This window comes from Streptomyces sp. NPDC058773 (assembly GCF_042746015.1).
Taxonomy (GTDB): Bacteria; Actinomycetota; Actinomycetes; order Streptomycetales; family Streptomycetaceae; genus Streptomyces.
Window position 1 is genome coordinate 203168 of the sequence record NZ_JBHYPE010000003.1, and the last position, 21151, is coordinate 224318.

The following is a 21151-nucleotide window of genomic DNA, read 5'->3' on the forward strand; positions in this document are numbered from 1 at the left end:
GCCAATCACCTTCCCTCGCCGCACCCCGTCCGTACGCTGGGAACCTGCACCGGTGGGGGCCGGTGCCGATCAGGGGGCGAGACCGTTCGGGTACGGCGCCCGGGGCGGGGTGGCCATGTCGGCGCGGCGGCGGCCGTGCGACGCAGGCGATCTTCAATCCGGGCGTCGTGCCCGCTATGGTCCGTTCACCGAGACAGGGGGTCTCTGTGCAACGCATCCGGGTTCTGGTGGTCGACGACCACCGCATCTTCGCCGAATCCCTGGCGGCCGCGCTCGCCGCGGAACAGGACGTGGACGTCGCGGCCGCGGGCAGCGCCCCCGCTGCCCTGCGCAATCTGGACCGGGCGGCCACCGACGGCCGCCGCTTCGACGTGCTGCTCGCCGACGCCGACCTCGCCGCGCCGCTGCTGGCGGTGCCCGCGCAGGGCGCGGCCCGGGACGGCGTGCCGCGCCCCGTGCCACGGGACGGCATCGCGCTGGTCTCCGGCCTGCGCACCAGCCATCCGTATCTGCGCACGGTCGTCCTCGCCGACCGCGACGACCCGCGCCGCGCGGCCGCCGCCCTGCAGGCCGGTGCCTCCGGCTGGGTCGCCAAGGACTGCTCGCTCTCCCGGCTGCTCGCGGTCATCCGCGGGGTGCTCCGGGACGAGACGCATCTGCCGCCCGCACTGCTGACCGGTGTGCTGCGGGAGCTGACGGCCGCACGCAAGCACCGTTCGGAGAGCGAGCGGCTGGTGGAGTCGCTGACCCCGCGTGAGCGGGAGGTGCTGCGCTGCATGGTCGCGGGCCTGGGCCGCAAGGCGGTCGCCGAGCGGCTGTTCCTCTCCCCGCACACGGTCCGTACCCATATGCAGAACGTCCTCGGCAAGCTCGGGGTGCACTCCACCCTCGCGGCGGTGGCACTGGCCCGCCGGGCCGGGGTCGGCCCGGTCGAGCTGGAGACGCCGGCCGCGGCGCAGTCGGTGCCGGTGCCCTGAGGGGGCGGGAGGTGGGGCCCCAAGTATCCGTGATCCGGCGGCGTTTGCCCCCTAGGGCTCCATCAGTACGGCCACGCCCCGTGCCTCCAGGGTGACCCGGTCGACGGCCGCCGCCCCGGCCCCGGCTCCGGCCGAACGGGGTACCGCGAGCGCGTCCCGCATCGGGGCCGGCAGCCCGACCTCGACGGTCTCCGTCCCGTGGTTGAGCAGGAAGACATAGTGGCCCCCGCTGCCCTCACGGACGGTGGCCTGGATGCCCGGCGGCAGCCCCGGCAGTACGGGCCGCACACCGGCCGCCGCCCGGACATCGTCCAACAGCCTTCGCAGCAGGGCAGGTTCGAGCCGGGTGCCGACGTACCAGACCGTGCCCCGCCCGTAGGAGTGCCGGGTCACCGCGGGGCGGCCGGTCAGCTCCCCCTCCGTGAAGCGGGCGAGCGCCTCGGCCCCTTCCAGGTCGATCTCCTCCGACCACAGGTCCGCCCGGCCCGCGTAGTCACCGCCGACCGCCACCGACCGGCCCGCGTCCAGCGGCCAGAACTCCGCCACCCGAAGCCCCAGCAGCTCCCGCAGCGGCGCCGGGTACCCGCCGGGGTGCACCCGGTCGTGCTCGTCGACGATGCCGGAGAAGAACGACACCAGCAGCTGCCCGCCGTCGCGTACATAGGCGGCCAGCCGTGCGGCGTCCGGCGCGGTGAGCAGATACAGGTTGGGCGCCACCACCAGCCGGTAGCCGGACAGTTCGCGCTGCGGCGGCAGCACATCGCAGGCCACGCCCGCCTCGAACAGCGGCCGGTAGTGCTCCAGCGCGATCCGGGAGTGGTCCAGCGCGGTCGACGGCCTGGAGTCCAGCTCCACCGCCCACCAGCTCTGCCAGTCCGCCAGCAGCGCCACCCCGGCCCGCGAACGGGTCCCCTCGATCCCCGGCACCGCCGCCAACTCGCGGCCCAGCTCGCACACTTCACGGAAGATGCGGGTATCGGTGCCACCGTGCGGCAGCATCGCCGAGTGGAACTTCTCCGCGCCGCCCAGCGACTGCCGCCACTGGAAGTACAGCACCGCGTCCGCGCCCTGGGCGACGGCCTGCCAGCTCCACAGCCGCATCGCGCCGGGCGGCTTGGGGCCGTTGCGGGGACGCCAGTTGACCGCACCGGGCGCCTGCTCCAGCAGCATCCACGGCTGCCCGGAGCGCGCCGAGCGCATCAGATCGAAGACATAGCCGGCCCGGATGTGGTCGTCGGGTACATAGGGGTCCTGGTAGAAGTCCAGTGCCATCGCGTCCATATGGGCCGCCCAGGCGAAGGCGTCGACCGGCTTGTGCTGCGGCATCAGATTGGTGGTGGCCGGAATGCCCGGGGTGAGGCGCTCCAGCACCTCCTTTTCGGCCAGATAGCAGGCGCGTAGCACCGCGTCGCCGAAGCGCAGATAGTCCAGCTGCTGCGCGGGGTTGGGGAAGGTGGGCGCGGTGCGGGGCGGCAGCACCTCGTCGAAGTCGCCGTACGCCTGCGACCAGAAGGCCGTCGACCAGGCGGCGTTCAGTGCGTCGACGCTGCCGTACCGCTCGCGCAGCCAGCGCCGGAAGTCCTCGGCCGACACCTCGCAGTAGCAGTGGCGGGTGTGGCAGCCGTACTCGTTGCCGATGTGCCACAGGGTGAGCGCGGGGTGGCCGGCGTAGCGGGCGGCAAGCTGTTCGACCAGGCGTACGGCGTGGGCGCGGTAGACGGGGCTGGAGGGGCAGTAGTGCTGCCGGCCGCCCGGCCAGCGGCGCCGGCCGTCGGCGTCCTCGGGCAGGATCTCGGGGTGCGCGCGCGAGAGCCAGGGCGGCGGTGAGGCGGTCATGGTCGCCAGACAGACGGCGATCCCGGCGCCCGCCAGGCCGTCCATCACGCGGTCGAACCAGCCGAAGTCCCAGTCGCCGGGCCGGGGTTCGACCTTCGCCCAGGAGAAGATCCCGGCGGTGACCATGGTGACGCGGGCCGCCTTCATCAGCTCCAGGTCCTCGGCCCACACCTCCTCGGGCCACTGCTCAGGGTTGTAGTCGCCGCCGAAATGGATGCCCATGGATACACCTACGGATCGAAGCCCGGGTGGGGCGCCGCGGCCCCGCCGTCAGCGGGCACGGCTCACGATGAGTTCTTGTACACGCTCCAGCCGCCGTCGGCGACGAGGCTCGCGCCGGTGACGAAGGACGCCTCGGGGGAGAGCAGGAAGGCGATGACCGACGCGATCTCCTCGGGCCGCCCCAGCCGCCGCGCCGCCGTCTCCGCGGCGCTGGCCCGCCGCTCCTCCTCGCCGATCCCCTCCCAGGCCGCCGTCAGCACGGGGCCCGGCAGTACGCAGTTGACCCGCACCTGAGGCCCGTACTCGACGGCCAGCTGACGGCCCAGACCGGTCAGTCCGGCCTTCGCCGCGGCGTAGGCGGGCCGCCCCGGCAGCCCGACCAGGGCGTGCACCGACGAGGTCAGCACCACCGCGCCGCCGCGCTCCCGCAGATCCGGCAGGGCGGCGCGCACCCCCAGGAACGAACCGGTGAGATTGACCGCGAGCTGCCGGTCCCAGTCCGCGAGCGGGGTGCGGTCGGCGGCCGCCATGTACGGCACGAAGGCGTTGCTGACCAGCCCGTCCACCGGCCCGTAGCGCCGCCGCGCCGCCTCGACGGCCCGCCGCCAGTCGTCCTCGCCCGCCACGTCGCAGTGCTCGTACGAGGCCCGGCCGCCGGCCGCCCGGATGCGCCGCGCGGTGCGTTCGCCGCGCGCGTCGTCGATGTCCAGCAGCAGCACCCCGGCGCCCTCGGCCGCCAGCCGGTCCGCGGTGGCCGCCCCGATCCCGGCGGCGGCCCCGGTCACCAGGACCGTACGGCCCTCGAACCGTCTGCCGTACGGGCCGTTCGCCGGATGCGGTGCGCGCTGCTGGCTCATGGCGCGATCCAAGCCCACGGGACGAGCGGCGGGCAAGGGGACGGGGCGGAGAGGGGCGCGCACGGATTCAGGGGGCGTGCACTGCCTTCCCGTGCGCCCTCAAATGCGGTGTGCCGACCGGTCGCACGCCGGCGCCCCGGCCCGGCGGACCGGCGACGGGCCTAGCCGGGGGTGTTGTCGAACGGTCCCGTCAACTGCCGCAGCAGGCCGGCCAGTTCGCGGCGCTGCTGGGGGGAGAGCTCGGCCAGGATGGCGCGCTCCTGTACCAGCAGTCCGGCCAGCGACTGGTCGGCCCGGTCGCGGCCCTTCGCGGTCAGCCTGACCAGTACTCCGCGCCGGTCGCTGGGGTCGGGCAGCCGCTCGACGAGGTTCTTCTTCGCCAGTCGGTCGATGCGGTTGGTCATCGTCCCCGAGGTGACCAGCGTCTGCGTCAGCAGCGCGCCGGGGGAGAGCTGGTACGGCGCCCCGGCACGCCGCAGCGCGGTGAGCACATCGAACTCCCAGGGCTCCAGACCCACCTCGGCGAAGGCGATGCGGCGGGCCCGGTCGAGGTGTCTGGCCAGCCTGGAGACGCGGCTGAGGACCTCAAGCGGCTCCACGTCGAGGTCCGGGCGTTCACGGCGCCATGCTGCGACCAGTCGGTCGACCTCGTCCTCCATGACGATCAGTGTAGAGGGTCTGTCGACATGAAGTCTCTTGACGTCGAGATATATTTCGCTGGACTATGGGCATCGTCGGCGGGGGCTCGGTTTCCGGCCGCGACGGCCCGAACCAGACCGTGCCAGCTCTGTGTCAGCCCTGCATCGGCAAAGGGGTTTCGAACATGCACGACGCACCAACCTGGGATCCGCAGCAATATCTCCGCCACTCCGGGCACCGTACCCGTCCGTTCCACGACCTGCTCAACCGGATACCCGACCTGCCCCGGCAGGACCGCCCCGCCCGCATCGCCGACCTCGGCTGCGGTCCCGGAAACGTCACCGCCCACCTCGCCACCCGCTGGCCCGACGCCCACATCACCGGCTACGACAACTCCCCGGAGATGCTCAAGGAGGCCGAGGCGCACGCCGGCCCCACACCCGGCGGCGGCCACCTCGACTTCGCCCCCGCCGACGCCGCCGACTGGACGCCCGGGGAGACCTACGACCTGATCGTCTCCAACGCGGCCCTGCAGTGGGTCCCCAACCACCCGGACTCCTTCGCCCGCTGGGTCGAGGCCCTCGCCCCCGGCGGCACCTTCGCCTTCCAGGTCCCCGGCAACTTCACCTCGCCCAGCCACGCCCTCCTCGGCGAACTGTGCGACGCCCCCCAGTGGCGCGACCGGCTCACCACCCACGGCCGCCGCTTCGTCCACATCCTGGAACCGGCCGACTACCTGGAGCGCCTCACCGACCTCGGCTGCGCCGCCGACGTCTGGGAAACCACCTACGTCCAGCTCCTGGCGGGCGACGACCCGGTCCTCGACTGGGTCAAGGGCACCGCCCTGCGCCCTGTCCTCACGGCCCTGGAGAACGACCCGGACACCCGCGAAGCCTTCCTCGCCGAATACCGCGACGCACTCCGCAAGGCTTATCCGACCGGGCCCCACGGCACGGTGTTTCCCTTCCGCCGGATCTTCGCGGTGGCCCGGAAGCCGCTTCTCTGAGCCCTTGGAGGCGCACGCTGTGATCACCGGCCTCGACCACGTCCAGCTCGCCGCGCGCGACGGCTGCCGGTCCGAGGCCGGTATGGGCCGGCTCCAGCCGGGCGTCGGGGACTACCGGCTTTCGGCCAGTGATCATCTCGGCATCGGGCCGGGCTTATGGGATGGGGTCACGTTCGCTGAGGGTGTGCGGGAAGAATTTCGCGCGTGCGTCCGCGTCAGGGCCCATCAGCGTCCCCCACGAGCCGTCGGTGAATCCGAGTTGCACCTCGTCGGGGTTGACGTGTTTGAGACGGGCCCAGGAAAGGGTGTCCCGGCGGAAAGAAGCACCCAGTTCGATCGCCTCGTCCAGGTTCCCGTTCCAGCGGTTGTACTGCGCGTACACGAACTGGAAGTGGCTGTCGGTGACTGCGACCGCGACGATGACGCCCACCTTGGTCCGCGGCTGAGCGGCTGCCATCCACTGGCCGGCCATACTGTCCCAGCCTCCGAAGAACGCCTTCTTCCTCTTCTGGCTCTTCGCCCTCTTGACAGGGTCCAGCGCCGTATCGGTCCCGCTGGGCGACGGGATATCGGCGGTCAGGGTCCGGAAGAAGATGTCCCCCAGCCTTCCCAGGAAATCTCCTGAGCTGGTCCGGGCCTTGGTCAGCACCACGGGCCGTCGTTTGTCCGGCGCATCGCAGCCGTCCGGACTGCTGGATGTTGAGCGTGACGTGGTGAACCCGCCCAGGTAGACCTGTCCGGCGGGCAGTACCGCGGGGATTTGCTGCTCCAGATCAGGCCGCAACGTTCTCAACTCCCCTTAACCGAACAGGGAATCAGCCGCGACAGCGGCACGGGTGCACGGGGCGGTCACCTCGGCGGTGAACGTACCGGCTTCGACGTCCACAGACGCGGTGAACGCATAACCCGCCGATTGCTCGGGCGCCTCGTCCCCGGCCCATACACGGACGCGATTCCCGGCGCTTTCCGTCTCCGCCTGCCACCCCCGCGAGGCGAACGAGGCGACGGCCCTCGGCAGTGCGTGCGTGAGAGCGCCGCTCATCACGTTGCCGATCTGCCAGCCGTGCCGTGCCGAGCAGGCGGACCGCAGGCCCTTGGACCAGCATGTCCCGCACGTTATGGATTCGACCTGCTGCCCTCCGTGTACCTGACCGCGCAGTGCAACGGCGTCCATCAGGCGGCTGGAGTGCCAGAACAGGGCCTGTACCACCGCCGGGTCCGGGTCGGGCAGGGGCGGTGGTGACTGAGGCAGCGCCATGGGCCCGTCGGCGGAGCTGTGTTCGCCCGCCGGCGGATCGGTTCGCCGCCCGGTCACCTCGATCGTGTTGACGATATTGAAGAACAGCTCGGAATACAGGTTCCAGTCGTCCAAGCACGGGGTGCTGAGCTCGAACAGCCCGATTTCGCCATGATCAGGCACCGGGAAGAAGACCGAGATTTTCCCCAGGGTCAGCGTCTCGGGCCGGCCGGAGTCGGTGATCTCGGCGGGCAGCCTCCGGACCTCCGGAGCGAGCCGGACGGCCGCCTCGCCGACGGCCAGGGAGATCACTTCGACTTCGCTGTCCGGGGATTCTGCGGCGAGGTGGTCGGCCAGGTCCTTGGCCGTCATCGTCTTCGCCTGGGGCAGGTCGTCGACGAACGTCGCAGTGACGGTTGCCGTGCTCCGCTGCCCTTCGACGTTCAGCAGACAGAACCCGGCGTAACTCATCCCCGCCTCCACCATCTCGGAGACCAGGGGGATGTTCATCATCACGAACCTGAGCCAGAGTTCGTCGTCGCCCTTCGGATACACCTCCGCCGCAAGGTCGGCGAGGTCTTCCACGAGGGCCTCGGGATCGGCGGTCAGGGGGTATTCGAAGAAGGCGGGAGGGACCCGAAAGGTGACGGGCGGGTCCTCATCAGTTCCGAGGGCCACTTCGGCGACTGCTTCCGTCATGTTCGCTATGCCCCCGCCGCCTGCAGGAACGCCTTGCCGATCGGTTTGTCATCGGGCCAGTTCGCCTCGAGGCGATGGCCGAGGCCGATGCCCTTGACGCCCATCTGGGTGCCGCGGGCGCCCCAGTGCGCGACGTCCACCCCCATGCCTTCCGCCTTGGGGAACACCTTCTGGATGCCCTTGTGCATGACACCGTCCGCCATGCCTCGGGCCATGTTCTCCGACGTCTTCAGGCTCTGGGCGTTCTTGAACGTGTTGGCGATCTTGCCGCCCTGAGCGACGATCCTCTCGCCCTTTGCCAGGGACCCGGCGGCCTTGAGTCCCTTCACGGCGCCGATTCCCGGGAGCACTCCCAGTCCGGCGCCGACCCAGTCCATGACACCCACTTTTCCGCCTCGCGACGCCTTGATCCCGTATCCGGCAAGAGCGAGTGCGCTGGCGCCGATGGCCAGGCCGCCCAGAATCGCCCCGACCGGCGGGATGGCCATCGTGGCGAGGGAGGCGATGGACAACACCGCGCTGATGTTGGACAGCAGATCGGCGTGCTCGGCCAGCCAGTCCTTGAACGCTCGCCAGCCGGCCTTGAGGCCGTCGGCGACCCTGTTCCACCAGTGGAGGTCCGGCGGGTGGTTCTCCGAGGCCTTGAGGATCGCACGTTCCGCCTCACCGGCCCGGTCGCTCCAGTCCGCGTGGATGCGCTCGGCCTCGCGGACGAGTTCCTCCAGCTTGTCCCGGGACTTGTCGGCGTGGTGCTGGGCCGAATCCAGCCTGTCTGCAAGCGCCTTGGCGTCAGCCGGGTCCATCTGCTCGCCGACGTGCGACTGGTACTCGTCGTACACCTTTTGGTAGTGGTCCTGGTCGGATTTCATCTGCTTGCGAGCCGCTGCGGTCTCCGACTCAAGGGGTCCGGCCTTCTTCTGGAGCCCCTGCAGTTGGGTGTGCCAGCCCCGTAGTGCCTTTGCGCAGTCGTGCATGGATTCGCTGCCCTGGCGGAGGAACTTGGGGAGTTCGCCGAGCTTCTTCGTGAACTTCTCTGCTGCCTCGCCTTCCCACGCGCCGTCGTTCTTGCCGATCGACTTGAGCATATGGTCGAGCTCGTCCAGCTCGTCGCCCACGGACTTCACGTCCGATGCCAGCGCCTGGATCTGGTCCAGATCTCCCTTGGCCGGATTGAATCCGATGCCGGGCCAGTCCTCGTCCTTGCCGATGAACATGTAGCGCCAGGACATGCGTCTCCCCCTGTGATCAGTGTTTTCTTGGGTGCCGGGCCGAGCAGGTGGTTACTTCTTGCCCATCAGCTTGGAGTTTTCTTCCTCGCCCGCCTTATAGGCGTCCACCGTCAGCTTGAGCCTCTCGTGAATATCCTTGGCGGCATCCGAAATCCGCTTGATGCCGTCACCCCACTGATCCTGGAACTCGTCACAGGCATCGTCGAGTCCGTCGGTGCCCAGCGTCTTCGGGCCCACCTTGTTGAGGCGTTTCTGCGCGTCCCGCATACGGTCGCCCGCATCCGCGAGTTTCTTGAGCATCGACTCGATACGCTGGATATCGATTTTGAAGTCTGCTGCCACGACGCGATCCCCCATCGGTATTTCTTGGGCACGACGATCCCGGACCGGCGCGCCTGATCACCGTATCGCGACCACCCGACGGGGTGAAAGCGCACGGGTAAAAGGGGGCAAGGTGAAGCCATGCGAACCGGCAAAGATTCCTTAAAGGGGTGGGAAAGTTTCCCTGCGGTGCATCCGAAATGCCCTAACTGATTCAAATTTCCGCATGATGCCTTTATGGCGGCGTTCCGCGAAAAGGCGGATGGTGCCCGCCCTCGGCGTTATGCGCCGTACAGCGCAGCCTGCGCATAGATGAGGTTCGCGTCCAGAAGTCCGGTGTCTGCGCGGTATCGGCCGGACTTGAAGTCGAGTGCGGGCTTTCGCGGCCCGTCGCCGGCTCGTGTGCGCCAGTGGGCGCGGCGGGGCTTGCCCCAAAGCCACCAGCTCGGATGGGTATCGCCGTTGAGGAGATCCAGCAGCGCGAGAAGGGCCCAGAGGGGCGAGAATGCCCAATATACGATCCAGCCGCGGATATTCCCCTTATAGGCGGTCATGCTGCACTGCCTGCCGGCATCCTCTATGCGCCACGCCTGGCGCATTCCTCGGGGGGAACGCTCGTGGGTCACCTGGCCGATGAATCGGCCGTACCCGTCATGCACGGCGTAGACGGTCTGCCGGCCGGCGGTGCCGGCCTGAGGGGCGATGGTGCACAGGGTGTGTGCCGGCTCTGCCGCGGTCGTCAGCGTGAAGGCCGGCTGTTGCTCGGAACTGGTGCGGTGGTGATGAACCCGGGCCAGCGTCGGGCCGGGGGCAATCTTCCCGGTCCGTCCCGGGTGCAGGATCCCCCATGCCTCACACCCCGGCAACGCGGAGAACCCCTTCGCGGCGTCGTTCCGTGTGATACCGAACGTGACCTCGGACATTGCTCGCTCCGTAATTCCTGCTTCGATTTGCTGCGTCCCGCGGAAGTCTCCCCCAGCCCGCGTGAAGCCGGGGGTGGCTGTCGCACATTTCCTTGCGGGCGCGGCATCCGGCGACGGCCCACCAGAGTGCCAGACGGCGATCAACGGGGGGAGTTGCGCTGGGCCCGACGCCGTCGCGGGCCCGCCGCCACGTCCTTCGGCGCCCTATCGGCGCTACACGCCGTACAGCACGGCCTGTGCATAGATGAGGTTTATGTCCAGCGGCCCGCTGTTCGCCCGGTAGCGGCCGGTGTTGAAGTCGAGGGCAGCCTTTCCGGGGCCGCCGGCCCGCATGCGCCAGCGGGCGCGGTGGGGCTTGCTCCACAGTGAACCGCCGGGCCGCAGATCGCCGTTGAGGAGGAAGACCAGGGCCATGACGGCCCAGAACGGTGAGACCGCCCAATAGGCGATCCAGCCGCGAATGTTCCCCTTATAGGCGACCGCGCTGTATTGCTTTGCCGTGTCCTCGATGCGCCAGGCCTGGCGGATTCCCAGTGGGGAGCGCGCGTGGATGATCCGGCCGATGAGGGCGCCGGACCCGTCATGCACCGCGTGCACGGTCCGGGAAACGGCGGCGCCGGCTTCGGGAACGATGGTGCACAGGGTGCGGGCGGGCGATGCCGCCGTCGTGAGGGCGAAGGCCGGCTCGTGGACGTCACTTCCGCCGAGGCGGTGAATGCGGGCCAGTGGTGATGCAGCGGCGATCCGCCCATTTCCCGTTTGCAGGGCTCCCCATGCCTCGTGCTCGGGCAGTGCGGTGAATTGCTGAGCAAACTCTTCGCGTGAAAGGCAGAAGGTTATCTCGGTCATTCGGTTTATTGCTCCTGGTCCGGCTCGCCTCGTTCCGCCAAGGCCTCCCCCGCGCGTCCCCGGATGACCGCGTCGTGGCCCCTGCAAGAGGGCGGTGGAAGGCGACGGCCGACCAGTGTGGCAGAAGACGATCACCAGGTGGGGCGCGGTGGGGCGTCGCCGTGACGTCATCGCCGCTGCGGCGCCGGCCAGGAGACGCCACGTCAGATGCGGGCCGTCAGATGCCAGGTACCCGGCAGATGCCGGACGCCCGGCCCGCCACCCCGACGGGCTTCGCCGCCCCGGGCCCCGTCATTACCGGCCGCTTCAGTTCTTCCGATGCCCTATCAGCCTCGGCCTCGCCTCCAGGTTGCCCAGGCCGTGCCAGGCCAGGTTGACCAGGTGGGCCGCCACCTCCGCCTTCTTCGGCTTGCGGGTGTCGACCCACCACTGGCCGGTCAGGGCCACCATGCCGACCAGGGCCTGCGCGTAGAGGGGGGCGAGCTTCGGGTCGAAGCCGCGGGCCTTGAACTCCAGGCCCAGGATGTCCTCGACCTGGGTGGCGATATCGCTGATGAGGGAGGCGAAGCTGCCCGTCGACTGGGCGACGGGGGAGTCGCGGACCAGGATGCGGAAGCCGTCGGTGAAGGTCTCGATGTAGTCGAGGAGCGCGAAGGCCGCCTGTTCGAGGAGCTCGCGGGGATGGCCGGCGGTCAGTGCGCCCGTCACCATGTCCAGCAGCTGGCGCATCTCGCGGTCCACGACCACGGCGTACAGGCCCTCCTTGCCGCCGAAGTGCTCGTAGACCACCGGTTTGGACACCCCGGCCTTCGCCGCGATCTCCTCCACCGACGTGCCCTCGTAGCCCCGCTCGGCGAAGAGCGTGCGACCGATGTCCAGCAGCTGCTCCCGGCGCTCCGCACCGGTCATCCGGACCCTGCGGGCCCGCCGCGTGCCCGAAGAGGACTTGCCTTTGTTGCCGCTGGTGCTGCTGTCGTCGATCGCCACCCGTCAATGATGCCTTCCCCGCTACGGGCGGGAGGCACCAGCGGCGGCCTTCTCCGCGCGTCGGGCGTCGAGACGGGACGCGTCCGGCCACCGGACGTCATACGCCCAGCCCGCCTTCTCGAACCAGCGGATCAGGCGGGCGCTGGAGTCCAGCTGCCCCTTCATCACCCCGTGCCGGGCACAGGTCGGGTCCGCGTGGTGCAGGTTGTGCCAGGACTCACCGCACGAGAGGACGGCCAGCCACCAGACGTTCCCGGAGCGGTCCCGGGACTTGAAGGGCCGCTTGCCGACCGCGTGGCAGATGGAGTTGATCGACCACGTCACGTGATGCAGCAGCGCGACACGGACCAGGGAACCCCAGAAGAACGCGGTCAGCGCGCCCTGCCAGGACCAGGTCACCAGGCCGCCCACCAGCGGCGGGATCAGCAGCGACACCGCCGTCCACAGCACGAACTGGCGGGAGACCCTGCGGATCGCCGGGTCCTTGACCAGGTCCGGTGCGTACTTCTGCTGCGGCGTCTGCTCCTCGTCGAACATCCAGCCGATGTGCGCCCACCACAGGCCCTTCATCAGCGCCGGAACGGTCTCGCCGAAGCGCCACGGTGAGTGCGGGTCGCCCTCGGCGTCGGAGAACTTGTGGTGCTTGCGGTGGTCGGCCACCCAGCGCACCAGCGGCCCCTCCACGGCCAGCGACCCCATGACCGCCAGCACGATACGGAGCGGCCGCTTCGCCTTGAACGAGCCGTGCGTGAAGTAGCGGTGGAAGCCGATCGTGATGCCGTGGCAGCCGATGTAGTACATCACCACCATCAGCGCCAGATCGAGCCAGCTCACCCCCCAGCCCCAGGCCAGCGGCACCGCGGCCACCAGGGCCACGAACGGGACGATGATGAACAGCAGCAGCGAGATCTGTTCCAGCGACCGGCGCTGCTCGCCGCCGAGCGTCGCGGACGCCGCCGGCGCACCGGCGGCCGCACCGACGGCGGAATCGGCGGGAATCGGGGGATCTTCTACGGCTTCAGGACCAGCGGTCATGGTGTCCCTCGTCGGGGGCTCGGGGGCACGGCTACGGCTACGGAACCGTAACCTACGGTCTCGTAAGTATGGCAGTGCCGCCGCCGCGGGCAAGGCCGTGACAGGCGCCACACCCGCCACCTGTGACGCAGTGCCCACCCACCGGACGGTGTGATTCCGTGAGGCTGGGCAGACCTATCCTGGGGACGTCGGACAGCGCGGTCCGCAATCCCGCCCGCATCAGACCTGCCCAACCCGTCGCCCGCCCCGGCCCCACCCACGGGTCGCCCGCGCGCGACGTCCCTGAGCGCCGCAAGGAGCCGCACCTGTGAGCAGTGCCGACAACACCCCGGCCGAGATCGTGTCCATCGAAGGCCCCGAGACCGGCCCGAGCGACAACGTCGCCCTGCGTGCCGACATCCGCCGCCTCGGTGACCTCCTCGGCGAGACCCTCGTCCGGCAGGAGGGGAAGGAACTGCTCGACCTCGTCGAGCGGGTACGCGCCCTGACCCGCTCCGACGGCGAAGCCGCCGCCCGGCTCCTGGGCGACACCGACCTGGCCACCGCCGCCAAGCTGGTGCGCGCCTTCTCCACGTACTTCCACCTCGCGAACGTCACCGAGCAGGTCCACCGCGGCCGGGAACTGGGCGCCCGGCGCGCCGCCGAGGGCAGCATCCTCGCCCGCACCGCCGACCTGCTGAAGGACGCCGACCCCGAGCACCTCCAGGAGACCGCCCGCAACCTCGGCGTGCGCCCCGTCTTCACCGCGCACCCCACCGAGGCCGCCCGGCGCTCCGTCCTCACCAAGCTCCGCAAGGTCGCCGAGCTGCTCGACAGCCCCGACGCCGAGCGCCGCCGGGCCGACCTCCGCCTCGCCGAGAACATCGACCTCATCTGGCAGACCGACGAGCTGCGCGTCGCCCGCCCCGAGCCCACCGACGAGGCCCGCAACGCCATCTACTACCTCGACGAGCTGGGCCGCGGCGCCGTCGGCGACGTCCTCGAAGACCTCGCCGCCGAGCTGGAGCGGGCCGGCACCGAGCTGCCCGCTGGCACCCGCCCGCTCACCTTCGGCACCTGGATCGGCGGCGACCGCGACGGCAACCCCAACGTCACCCCCCAGGTCACCTGGGACGTCCTGCTCCTCCAGCACGAGCACGGCATCACCGACGCCCTGGAGCACGTCGACGAGCTGCGCGGCGCGCTCTCCAACTCCATCCGCAACTGCGGCGCCACCGACGAGCTGCTGGCCTCCCTCCAGCACGACCTCGACCTCCTCCCGGAGATCAGCCCCCGCTACAAGCGGCTGAACAGCGAGGAGCCCTACCGCCTCAAGGCGACCTGCATCCGGCAGAAGCTCCTCAACACCCGCGAGCGCCTCGCCGCCGACACCCCGCACGTGCCCGGCCGCGACTACCTCGGCACCACGGAACTCCTCGACGACCTCGCCCTCATCCAGAACTCACTGCGCGAACACCGCGGCGGCCTGGTCGCCGACGGCCGCCTGGAGCGCACCCTCCGCACGATCGCCGCCTTCGGCCTGCAGCTCGCCACCATGGACGTCCGCGAGCACGCCGACGCCCACCACCACGCCCTCGGCCAGCTCTTCGACCGCCTCGGCGAGGAGTCGTGGCGCTATGTGGACATGCCGCGCGACTACCGCCGCAAGCTCCTCGCCAAGGAACTGCGCTCCCGCCGCCCGCTGGCCCCCACCCCGGCCCCCCTCGACGAGGCCGGCGCCAAGACCCTCGGCGTCTTCCGCACCATCCTCAAGGCCAAGGACACCTTCGGCCCCGAGGTCATCGAGTCCTACATCATCTCCATGTGCCAGGGCTCCGACGACGTCTTCGCCGCCACCGTCCTCGCCCGCGAGGCCGGCCTGATCGACCTGCACGCCGGCTGGGCCAAGGTCGGCATCGTGCCGCTGCTGGAGACCACCGACGAGCTGAAGATCGCCGACCAGCTGCTCGACGAGATGCTCGCCGACCCCTCCTACCGGCGCCTGGTCGCCCTGCGCGGCGACGTCCAGGAGGTCATGCTCGGCTACTCCGACTCCTCCAAGTTCGGCGGCATCACCACCTCCCAGTGGGAGATCCACCGCGCCCAGCGCCTGCTCCGCGACGTCGCCCACCGGCACGGCGTACGCCTGCGCCTCTTCCACGGCCGCGGCGGCACCGTCGGCCGCGGCGGCGGCCCCTCGCACGACGCGATCCTCGCCCAGCCCTACGGCACCCTCGAAGGCGAGATCAAGGTCACCGAACAGGGCGAGGTCATCTCCGACAAGTACCTCGTCCCGTCCCTGGCGCGGGAAAACCTGGAGCTGACGGTCGCCGCCACCCTCCAGGCCTCCGCCCTGCACACCGCCCCCCGGCAGTCCGACGAGGCCCTCGCCCGCTGGGACGCCGCCATGGAGACCGTCTCCGACGCCGCCCACGGCGCCTACCGCCGGCTCGTCGAGGACCCCGACCTGCCCGCGTACTTCTTCGCGTCCACCCCCGTCGACCAGCTCGCCGAACTCCACCTCGGCTCGCGCCCGTCCCGCCGCCCCGACTCCGGCGCCGGCCTCGACGGACTCCGCGCCATCCCGTGGGTCTTCGGCTGGACCCAGTCCCGCCAGATCGTCCCCGGCTGGTTCGGCGTCGGCACCGGCCTCAAGGCCGCCCGCGAGGCCGGACTCGACAGCGTCCTCGACGAAATGCACGAGTACTGGCACTTCTTCCGCAACTTCCTGTCCAACGTCACCATGACGCTGGCCAAGACCGACCTGCGGATCGCCCAGCACTACGTCGACACCCTCGTCCCCGACAAGCTCAAGCACGTCTTCGACGGCATCAAGGCCGAACACGAGCTCACCGTCGCCGAGGTCCTGCGGATCACCGGGGAGAAGGAACTCCTCGACTCCAACAAGGTCCTCAAGCAGACCTTCCACATCCGCGACGCCTACCTGGACCCGATCTCCTACCTCCAGGTCTCGCTGCTGGACCGCCAGCGCACCGCCGCCGAACGCGGCGAGGAGCCCGACCCGGTCCTCGCCCGCGCCCTGCTGCTCACCGTCAACGGCGTCGCCGCCGGACTCCGCAACACCGGCTGACCCACCCCGGCACACGACGGCGGCCCGCCCTCTCCACCGAGAGGACGGGCCGCCGTCGTATGCGCCTATGAGGCCCTACAGCGCCGCGAACGCCGCGCCCAGCAACGCCGCGCCCAACAACCCCATCACCCACGCCGTACGCCGCATCCGCAGCCCCCCGGCCACCACCAGCGCCGCCAGCAACAACGACCCCGCGAACGGCACCCACGCATGCAGCATCCCGGCCGGCCCGGTCCGCACCGCATGCGTCGTCCCCGGTTCGACCGTCACCTCGACCCGCTCACCGCGGTTCACCGCCGCCTCCGCGACCGACACCTTCGCCAGCCGCCGGCCCTCGCCCGACGACGGCACATACGGCCCCGTGCACCGATCCTTCGCACACGCCGACACCGTCATCACACCGCGCCCCCGCGCCTTGACGAGCATCGCGTACTGCGCCGTCTGCCACGACGTCCACACCCCCGCCACCAGCAGGAGCAACGCCAGCAGCCCCATGAACCCGTTCCGGACGACGAGCAGCACGCCATAGGCGCTCTCACCGACCCGCCGGGAACGACTGCGCTTGACCGAACGGGTGCGCGTTCTGGTTCTGGCCATGGCGGCGATCCTTGGCCATCCAGCAGCACCCGGTCAACCTCCGACCATGGTTCGTCAGAGCCTGGCCCCCGCTGTCCCATTCAGGAGTTGTACGTACTCTGCGCCCGTTCCAGACCGTCCACGATCAGCGTCTCCACCGCATCCGCCGCACGGTCCACGAAGTAATCCAACTCCCGCCGCTCCGCACCGGAAAAGTCCTTCAGCACGAAATCCGCCACCTGCATACGACCCGGCGGACGCCCGATTCCGAACCGCACCCGGTGATACTCCGCCCCCAGCGACTTGGTGATCGACTTCAAACCGTTGTGGCCATTGTCACCGCCACCCAGCTTCAGCCGCAGCGCACCGTAATCAATATCCAACTCATCGTGAATCGCCACGATGTTGGCCACCGGCACCTTGTAGAAATCCCGCAATGCCGTCGTCGGACCGCCCGACAGATTCATGAACGACATCGGCTTCGCCACGATCACCCGGCGACCCGACGGACCCGGCGCACCACAACGCCCCTCCACCACCTGCGCCCGCGCCTTGTGCGCCTTGAAACGGCCCCCCATCCGCTCCGCCAGCAAATCCGCCACCATGAACCCCACATTGTGGCGATTACGCGCATACTCCGGGCCCGGATTACCCAGCCCCACCACCAGCCACGGATCAGCGTCCGCCATCTCAGCCACTCCCACATCCGCCGGCCACAACCCGCCGGCCCCGACCGCAACTGCCCATGAAACAGCCCAACCGCCACCCCGCGCCCAAAGGCGCGCGGCAGCGGCTGGACAAAGCGCCGAGAACCCGTCTCAGCGGAAAACCACTCAGGCCTCGGCGCCCTCGGCGGCCTCACCCTCGGCGGCCTCCTCGGCCGGAGCCTCCGCCTGCGCCGCCACGACCTGCAGCACCACGGCGTCGTCCTCAACGGCCAGCGACACACCGGTCGGCAGCGTGATGTCCTTGGCGTGCACCGAGTGACCGGCGTCCAGACCCGCCACGGAGACCGTGACCGACTCCGGGATGTGGGTGGCCTCGGCCTCGACCGGCAGGGTGTTCAGCACGTACTCGAGCAGGTTGCCGCCCGGGGCCAGCTCGCCCTCGGTGTGGATCGGCAGCTCGACGTTGACCTTCTCGCCCTTCTTCACGGCCAGGAAGTCCACGTGCACCAGGAACTGGCGGATCGCCTCACGCTGCACGGCCTTGGGGATGACCAGCTCGCTCTTGCCGTCGAACTCCAGACGGATCAGCGCGTTCGGCGTCTTCAGGGCCATCATCAGCGCGTGGTTGTTGATCGCCACGTGCTTCGGCTCCGCGCCGTGACCGTAGATGACCGCGGGAACCAGGTCCGCGCGGCGCGCACGACGGGCGGCACCCTTACCGAAGTCGGTACGGACCTGGGCGTCGAGCTTGACCTCAGCCATGACTGCACTCCTCGTAACTCAGAAAACATCTGGTGGGCGTTACCCGGCCCACGACAGACCTGCTACGAAGAGCGCGTCGATAACGGACAGCCACCACAAAAGGGCGGCCTCCCTCGCCGAGCAACTCCACGAGTCTACCCGGCCGGAAGGCCGCCCCAAAGTCGATCAGTGCGGAGCTACCTCACTGCTCCTCGAAGAGGCTCGTCACCGAACCGTCCTCGAACACCTCACGGATCGCCCGGGCAATCGTCGGCGCCATCGACAGCACCGTGATCTTGTCCAGTTCCAGCTCCGAAGGCGTCGGCAGCGTATTCGTGAACACGAACTCGCTGACCTTCGAATTCTTCAGCCGGTCCGCCGCCGGACCCGACAGCACACCGTGCGTCGCCGTCACGATCACATCCGACGCGCCATTCGCGAACAGGGCGTCCGCCGCCGCGCAGATCGTGCCACCCGTGTCGATCATGTCGTCGACCAGGACACACACCCGGTCCTTCACATCACCGACGACCTCGTGCACCGTGACCTGATTCGCCACGTCCTTGTCACGCCGCTTGTGCACGATCGCCAGCGGCGCACCCAGACGGTCACACCAGCGGTCCGCCACCCGCACCCGGCCCGCGTCCGGCGACACCACCGTCAGCTTCTCGCGGTCCACCTTCGCGCCCACGTAATCCGCAAGCACCGGCAGCGCGAAAAGGTGATCCACCGGGCCGTCGAAGAAGCCCATGATCTGGTCCGTGTGCAGATCGACCGTCACCACACGGTCCGCACCCGCGGTCTTCATCAGATCCGCGATCAGCCGCGCCGAAATCGGCTCACGGCCACGGTGCTTCTTGTCCTGCCGTGCATAACCGTAGAACGGCACGATCACCGTGATGCTCCGGGCCGACGCCCGCTTCAACGCATCGATCATGATGAGCTGTTCCATGATCCACTTATTGATCGGAGCCGTGTGGCTCTGAATCAAAAAGCAATCCGCGCCACGCGCCGACTCCTGATAGCGGACATAGATCTCACCGTTGGCGAAGTCGAAAGCCTTCGTCGGGACCAGGCCCACACCCAGCTGGTGTGCGACCTCCTCCGCCAGCTCGGGGTGGGCGCGGCCGGAGAAGAGCATCAGCTTCTTCTCGCCGGTCGTCTTGATCCCGGTCACAGCAAATCTCCTCGAATCACAGTTTGCGTGCGCTCATCACGGTACGCCCCGCACGGCGCACCCTCTGCACGATCAACGCTCGCCCTCGGACTCCCGGCGAGCAGCCGAAGCCGCCTGCGCGGCAGCACTTCCGGGCCGCTTGCGCGCGACCCAACCCTCGATATTCCGCTGCTGGCCACGCGCGACCGCCAGCGAACCCGGGGGCACATCCTTGGTGATAACCGAGCCCGCCGCCGTATAAGCGCCGTCCCCGATCGTGACCGGAGCCACAAACATGTTGTCCGACCCCGTCTTGCAATGCGACCCGACCGTCGTGTGGTGCTTCGCCTCACCGTCGTAGTTCACAAAGACACTCGCCGCACCGATATTGGTGAACTCACCAATAGTCGCATCCCCCACATACGAAAGATGCGGCACCTTCGTCCCCGCACCGATCGACGCGTTCTTCATCTCCACATACGTACCGGCCTTCGACTTCGGACCAAGATCCGTCCCCGGACGCAGATACGCATAAGGCCCGACATTCGCGCCCTCACCAATGCGCGCACCGTCGGCCACCGTGAACGACGCCACCGCGCCCGCACCCACCGACGTATCCGACAACCGCGAATGCGGACCCACCTCGGCACCCGCCGCAATATGCGTGGCACCCATCAGCTGCGTCCCCGGATGCACCGTCGCGTCCGCCTCGAACGTCACCGACACATCCACCCACGTCGACGCCGGATCCACCACCGTCACACCGGCCAGCATCGCCCGCTCCAGCAACCGCTCGTTCAGCAGCCGCCGCGCCTCCGCCAGCTGCACCCGGTTGTTGATCCCCAGAATCTCCCGGTGATCACCGGCCACCGCCGCACCGACCCGGTGCCCGGCCTCGCGCACGATCCCCAGCACATCCGTCAGGTACTCCTCGCCCTGACTGTTGTCCGTACGCACCTTGCCCAGCGCATCGACCAGCAGCCGGCCGTCAAAAGCGAACACCCCGGAATTGATCTCCCGGATCGCCCGCTGCGCCACACTCGCGTCCTTGTGCTCGACGATCGCGGTCACCGCGCCCGAGCTCTCCTCCCGCACGATGCGCCCGTACCCCGTCGCATCCGGGACCTCCGCCGACAGCACCGTGACCGCATTGCCGTCCGCGGCATGCGTGTCACCGAGCAGCCGGAGCGTCTCACCGGTCAGCAGCGGGGTGTCACCACAGACGACGATCACCGTGCCGTCCACGGCCACGCCGCTCCGGCTCAGCTCCTCCAGAGCCGTACGCACCGCGTGACCGGTGCCGTTCTGCTCGTGCTGCACCGCGGTGCGCACGGCGGGGTCGACCTCGGAGAGGTGCGCCTGCACCTGCTCACGGGCGTGGCCGACGACCACGACGAGCTGCTCGGGGTCCAGCTCACGGGAGGCGGCGACGACATGTCCGACGAGGGACCGGCCGCAGAGGGTGTGCAGGACCTTCGGGGTGGCCGACTTCATGCGGGTGCCCTCACCCGCTGCGAGAACGACGACGGCTGCCGGGCGGTTGGCGCTCACGGGGATGCCCTTCGGCTTCTTGGCTACTTCGGGTGGTGGTCATCCGAAGGATACCGGTGCGTATTGCAGCCGAAACGCGGGCGGGTCCTGACGTGGTGGTCAGGACCCGGAAATTCGCCCGTTGTGTGTGTGCTCCCCTGCCAGGACTCGAACCCGGACATAAGGCACCAAAAGCCTCAGTGCTGCCAATTACACCACAGGGGATAGTGAAGCGGTTTAGACCGGACATCGCGTCAGTCTGGCCGCTTGGCACCCAACACTATGCCGTACCACCAGCCTTCGATGCGACGGTATGGCTCTGCACTTTGTAGCACCCGGATCACCAGGCAACCGCGGTAGCCCGCCCCGACGTTCTTGCGCGTGGTCTTGGCGTTGTGTTTCTTGAGCGTGGTCTTCTGGAGCGCGGCGACGTCCACGCCGACGAGGCCGGCCCGGTAGCGCTCGGCCGCCTCCACGTCGGCGGTCGTGTGGATCGCCAGGGTGTCGGGTGCGGGAGGCAGGCGGTGTCGAAAATGTGGGCGATTCAACAGTTCGAGTGATAACCGGTGGTGAGGGCTGGTAACGGCTCCGGT

Annotated in this window: 19 protein-coding genes, 1 tRNA gene and 1 pseudogene; 3 read left to right on the forward strand and 18 right to left on the reverse strand. The window is 69.3% G+C overall.

All coding sequences use genetic code 11. The annotated features are described in order from the left end of the window. Positions 1-176 precede the first annotated feature (176 nt). Positions 177-977: a LuxR C-terminal-related transcriptional regulator gene (locus tag ACFW5B_RS04295; RefSeq protein WP_386432973.1), complete on the forward strand. Its 801-nt coding sequence runs from the start codon at positions 177-179 to the stop codon at positions 975-977. Between the two features lie 51 nt (positions 978-1028). On the opposite strand, the gene ACFW5B_RS04300 is transcribed toward ACFW5B_RS04295, so the two are convergent. The 3 genes from ACFW5B_RS04300 to ACFW5B_RS04310 all read right to left on the reverse strand — a co-directional run bounded on the left by ACFW5B_RS04300 (position 1029) and on the right by ACFW5B_RS04310 (position 4551). Continuing rightward, entirely contained in the window at positions 1029-3035 is a 2007-nt protein-coding gene (locus ACFW5B_RS04300; protein WP_386432976.1) for a beta-galactosidase, read from the reverse strand. A 62-nt stretch (positions 3036-3097) separates the two neighbouring features. Further along, on the reverse strand, positions 3098-3892 hold the full coding sequence (locus tag ACFW5B_RS04305) for an SDR family NAD(P)-dependent oxidoreductase (RefSeq protein WP_386432978.1): 795 nt from the start codon (positions 3890-3892) through the stop codon (positions 3098-3100). Positions 3893-4053: 161 nt separating this feature from the next. Further along, complete coding sequence (locus ACFW5B_RS04310) at positions 4054-4551, reverse strand: MarR family winged helix-turn-helix transcriptional regulator (RefSeq protein ID WP_386432981.1); 498 nt, start codon at positions 4549-4551, stop codon at positions 4054-4056. Between the two features lie 164 nt (positions 4552-4715). Between ACFW5B_RS04310 and ACFW5B_RS04315 the strand changes: the two genes are divergently transcribed. Continuing rightward, positions 4716-5537, forward strand: coding sequence for a trans-aconitate 2-methyltransferase (locus tag ACFW5B_RS04315; protein ID WP_386432984.1), 822 nt, complete (start codon positions 4716-4718; stop codon positions 5535-5537). Between the two features lie 154 nt (positions 5538-5691). On the opposite strand, the gene ACFW5B_RS04320 is transcribed toward ACFW5B_RS04315, so the two are convergent. The 8 genes from ACFW5B_RS04320 to ACFW5B_RS04355 form a co-directional block, all read right to left on the reverse strand. Then, on the reverse strand, positions 5692-6189 hold the full coding sequence (locus ACFW5B_RS04320; RefSeq protein ID WP_386432987.1) for a hypothetical protein: 498 nt from the start codon (positions 6187-6189) through the stop codon (positions 5692-5694). Between the two features lie 147 nt (positions 6190-6336). Then, complete coding sequence (locus tag ACFW5B_RS04325) at positions 6337-7359, reverse strand: hypothetical protein (protein ID WP_386432989.1); 1023 nt, start codon at positions 7357-7359, stop codon at positions 6337-6339. Positions 7360-7478: 119 nt separating this feature from the next. Then, entirely contained in the window at positions 7479-8702 is a 1224-nt protein-coding gene (locus ACFW5B_RS04330) for a putative T7SS-secreted protein (RefSeq protein WP_386432992.1), read from the reverse strand. Positions 8703-8753: 51 nt separating this feature from the next. Beyond that, positions 8754-9044: a WXG100 family type VII secretion target gene (locus tag ACFW5B_RS04335; RefSeq protein WP_386432995.1), complete on the reverse strand. Its 291-nt coding sequence runs from the start codon at positions 9042-9044 to the stop codon at positions 8754-8756. 260 nt (positions 9045-9304) lie between these two features. Further along, positions 9305-9946 carry a hypothetical protein gene (locus tag ACFW5B_RS04340; RefSeq protein ID WP_386432998.1) on the reverse strand — a complete coding sequence of 214 codons (642 nt, stop codon included), beginning with the start codon at positions 9944-9946 and terminating at the stop codon, positions 9305-9307. Between the two features lie 213 nt (positions 9947-10159). Next, complete coding sequence (locus tag ACFW5B_RS04345; protein WP_386433001.1) at positions 10160-10795, reverse strand: hypothetical protein; 636 nt, start codon at positions 10793-10795, stop codon at positions 10160-10162. A gap of 306 nt (positions 10796-11101) precedes the next feature. Further along, on the reverse strand, positions 11102-11782 hold the full coding sequence (locus ACFW5B_RS04350) for a TetR family transcriptional regulator (protein WP_386433004.1): 681 nt from the start codon (positions 11780-11782) through the stop codon (positions 11102-11104). A gap of 21 nt (positions 11783-11803) precedes the next feature. Next, on the reverse strand, positions 11804-12817 hold the full coding sequence (locus tag ACFW5B_RS04355; RefSeq protein ID WP_386433007.1) for an acyl-CoA desaturase: 1014 nt from the start codon (positions 12815-12817) through the stop codon (positions 11804-11806). 307 nt (positions 12818-13124) lie between these two features. Here ACFW5B_RS04355 and ppc point away from each other — a divergent pair, with 307 nt between their 5' ends. Continuing rightward, positions 13125-15887 (forward strand): phosphoenolpyruvate carboxylase, encoded by a 2763-nt coding sequence (ppc, locus tag ACFW5B_RS04360; RefSeq protein ID WP_386433010.1) that lies wholly within the window; start codon positions 13125-13127, stop codon positions 15885-15887. Between the two features lie 75 nt (positions 15888-15962). On the opposite strand, the gene ACFW5B_RS04365 is transcribed toward ppc, so the two are convergent. The 7 genes and pseudogenes from ACFW5B_RS04365 to ACFW5B_RS04395 form a co-directional block, all read right to left on the reverse strand. After that, a complete protein-coding gene (locus tag ACFW5B_RS04365; protein ID WP_386433013.1) occupies positions 15963-16484 on the reverse strand; it encodes a hypothetical protein in 522 nt (173 codons plus the stop codon). An 80-nt stretch (positions 16485-16564) separates the two neighbouring features. After that, complete coding sequence (gene pth, locus ACFW5B_RS04370; protein ID WP_386433016.1) at positions 16565-17152, reverse strand: aminoacyl-tRNA hydrolase; 588 nt, start codon at positions 17150-17152, stop codon at positions 16565-16567. Between the two features lie 144 nt (positions 17153-17296). Beyond that, a complete protein-coding gene (locus tag ACFW5B_RS04375; protein ID WP_386433019.1) occupies positions 17297-17893 on the reverse strand; it encodes a 50S ribosomal protein L25/general stress protein Ctc in 597 nt (198 codons plus the stop codon). A gap of 181 nt (positions 17894-18074) precedes the next feature. After that, positions 18075-19049 carry a ribose-phosphate diphosphokinase gene (locus ACFW5B_RS04380; protein WP_386433022.1) on the reverse strand — a complete coding sequence of 325 codons (975 nt, stop codon included), beginning with the start codon at positions 19047-19049 and terminating at the stop codon, positions 18075-18077. Positions 19050-19121: 72 nt separating this feature from the next. After that, positions 19122-20579, reverse strand: coding sequence for a bifunctional UDP-N-acetylglucosamine diphosphorylase/glucosamine-1-phosphate N-acetyltransferase GlmU (gene glmU / locus ACFW5B_RS04385; RefSeq protein ID WP_386433025.1), 1458 nt, complete (start codon positions 20577-20579; stop codon positions 19122-19124). Between the two features lie 132 nt (positions 20580-20711). Next, positions 20712-20783 (reverse strand) — tRNA-Gln (locus ACFW5B_RS04390). A 29-nt stretch (positions 20784-20812) separates the two neighbouring features. After that, positions 20813-21052, reverse strand: a pseudogene (locus ACFW5B_RS04395) (hypothetical protein); the annotation flags it as partial. Between the last annotated feature and the right edge of the window lie 99 nt (positions 21053-21151).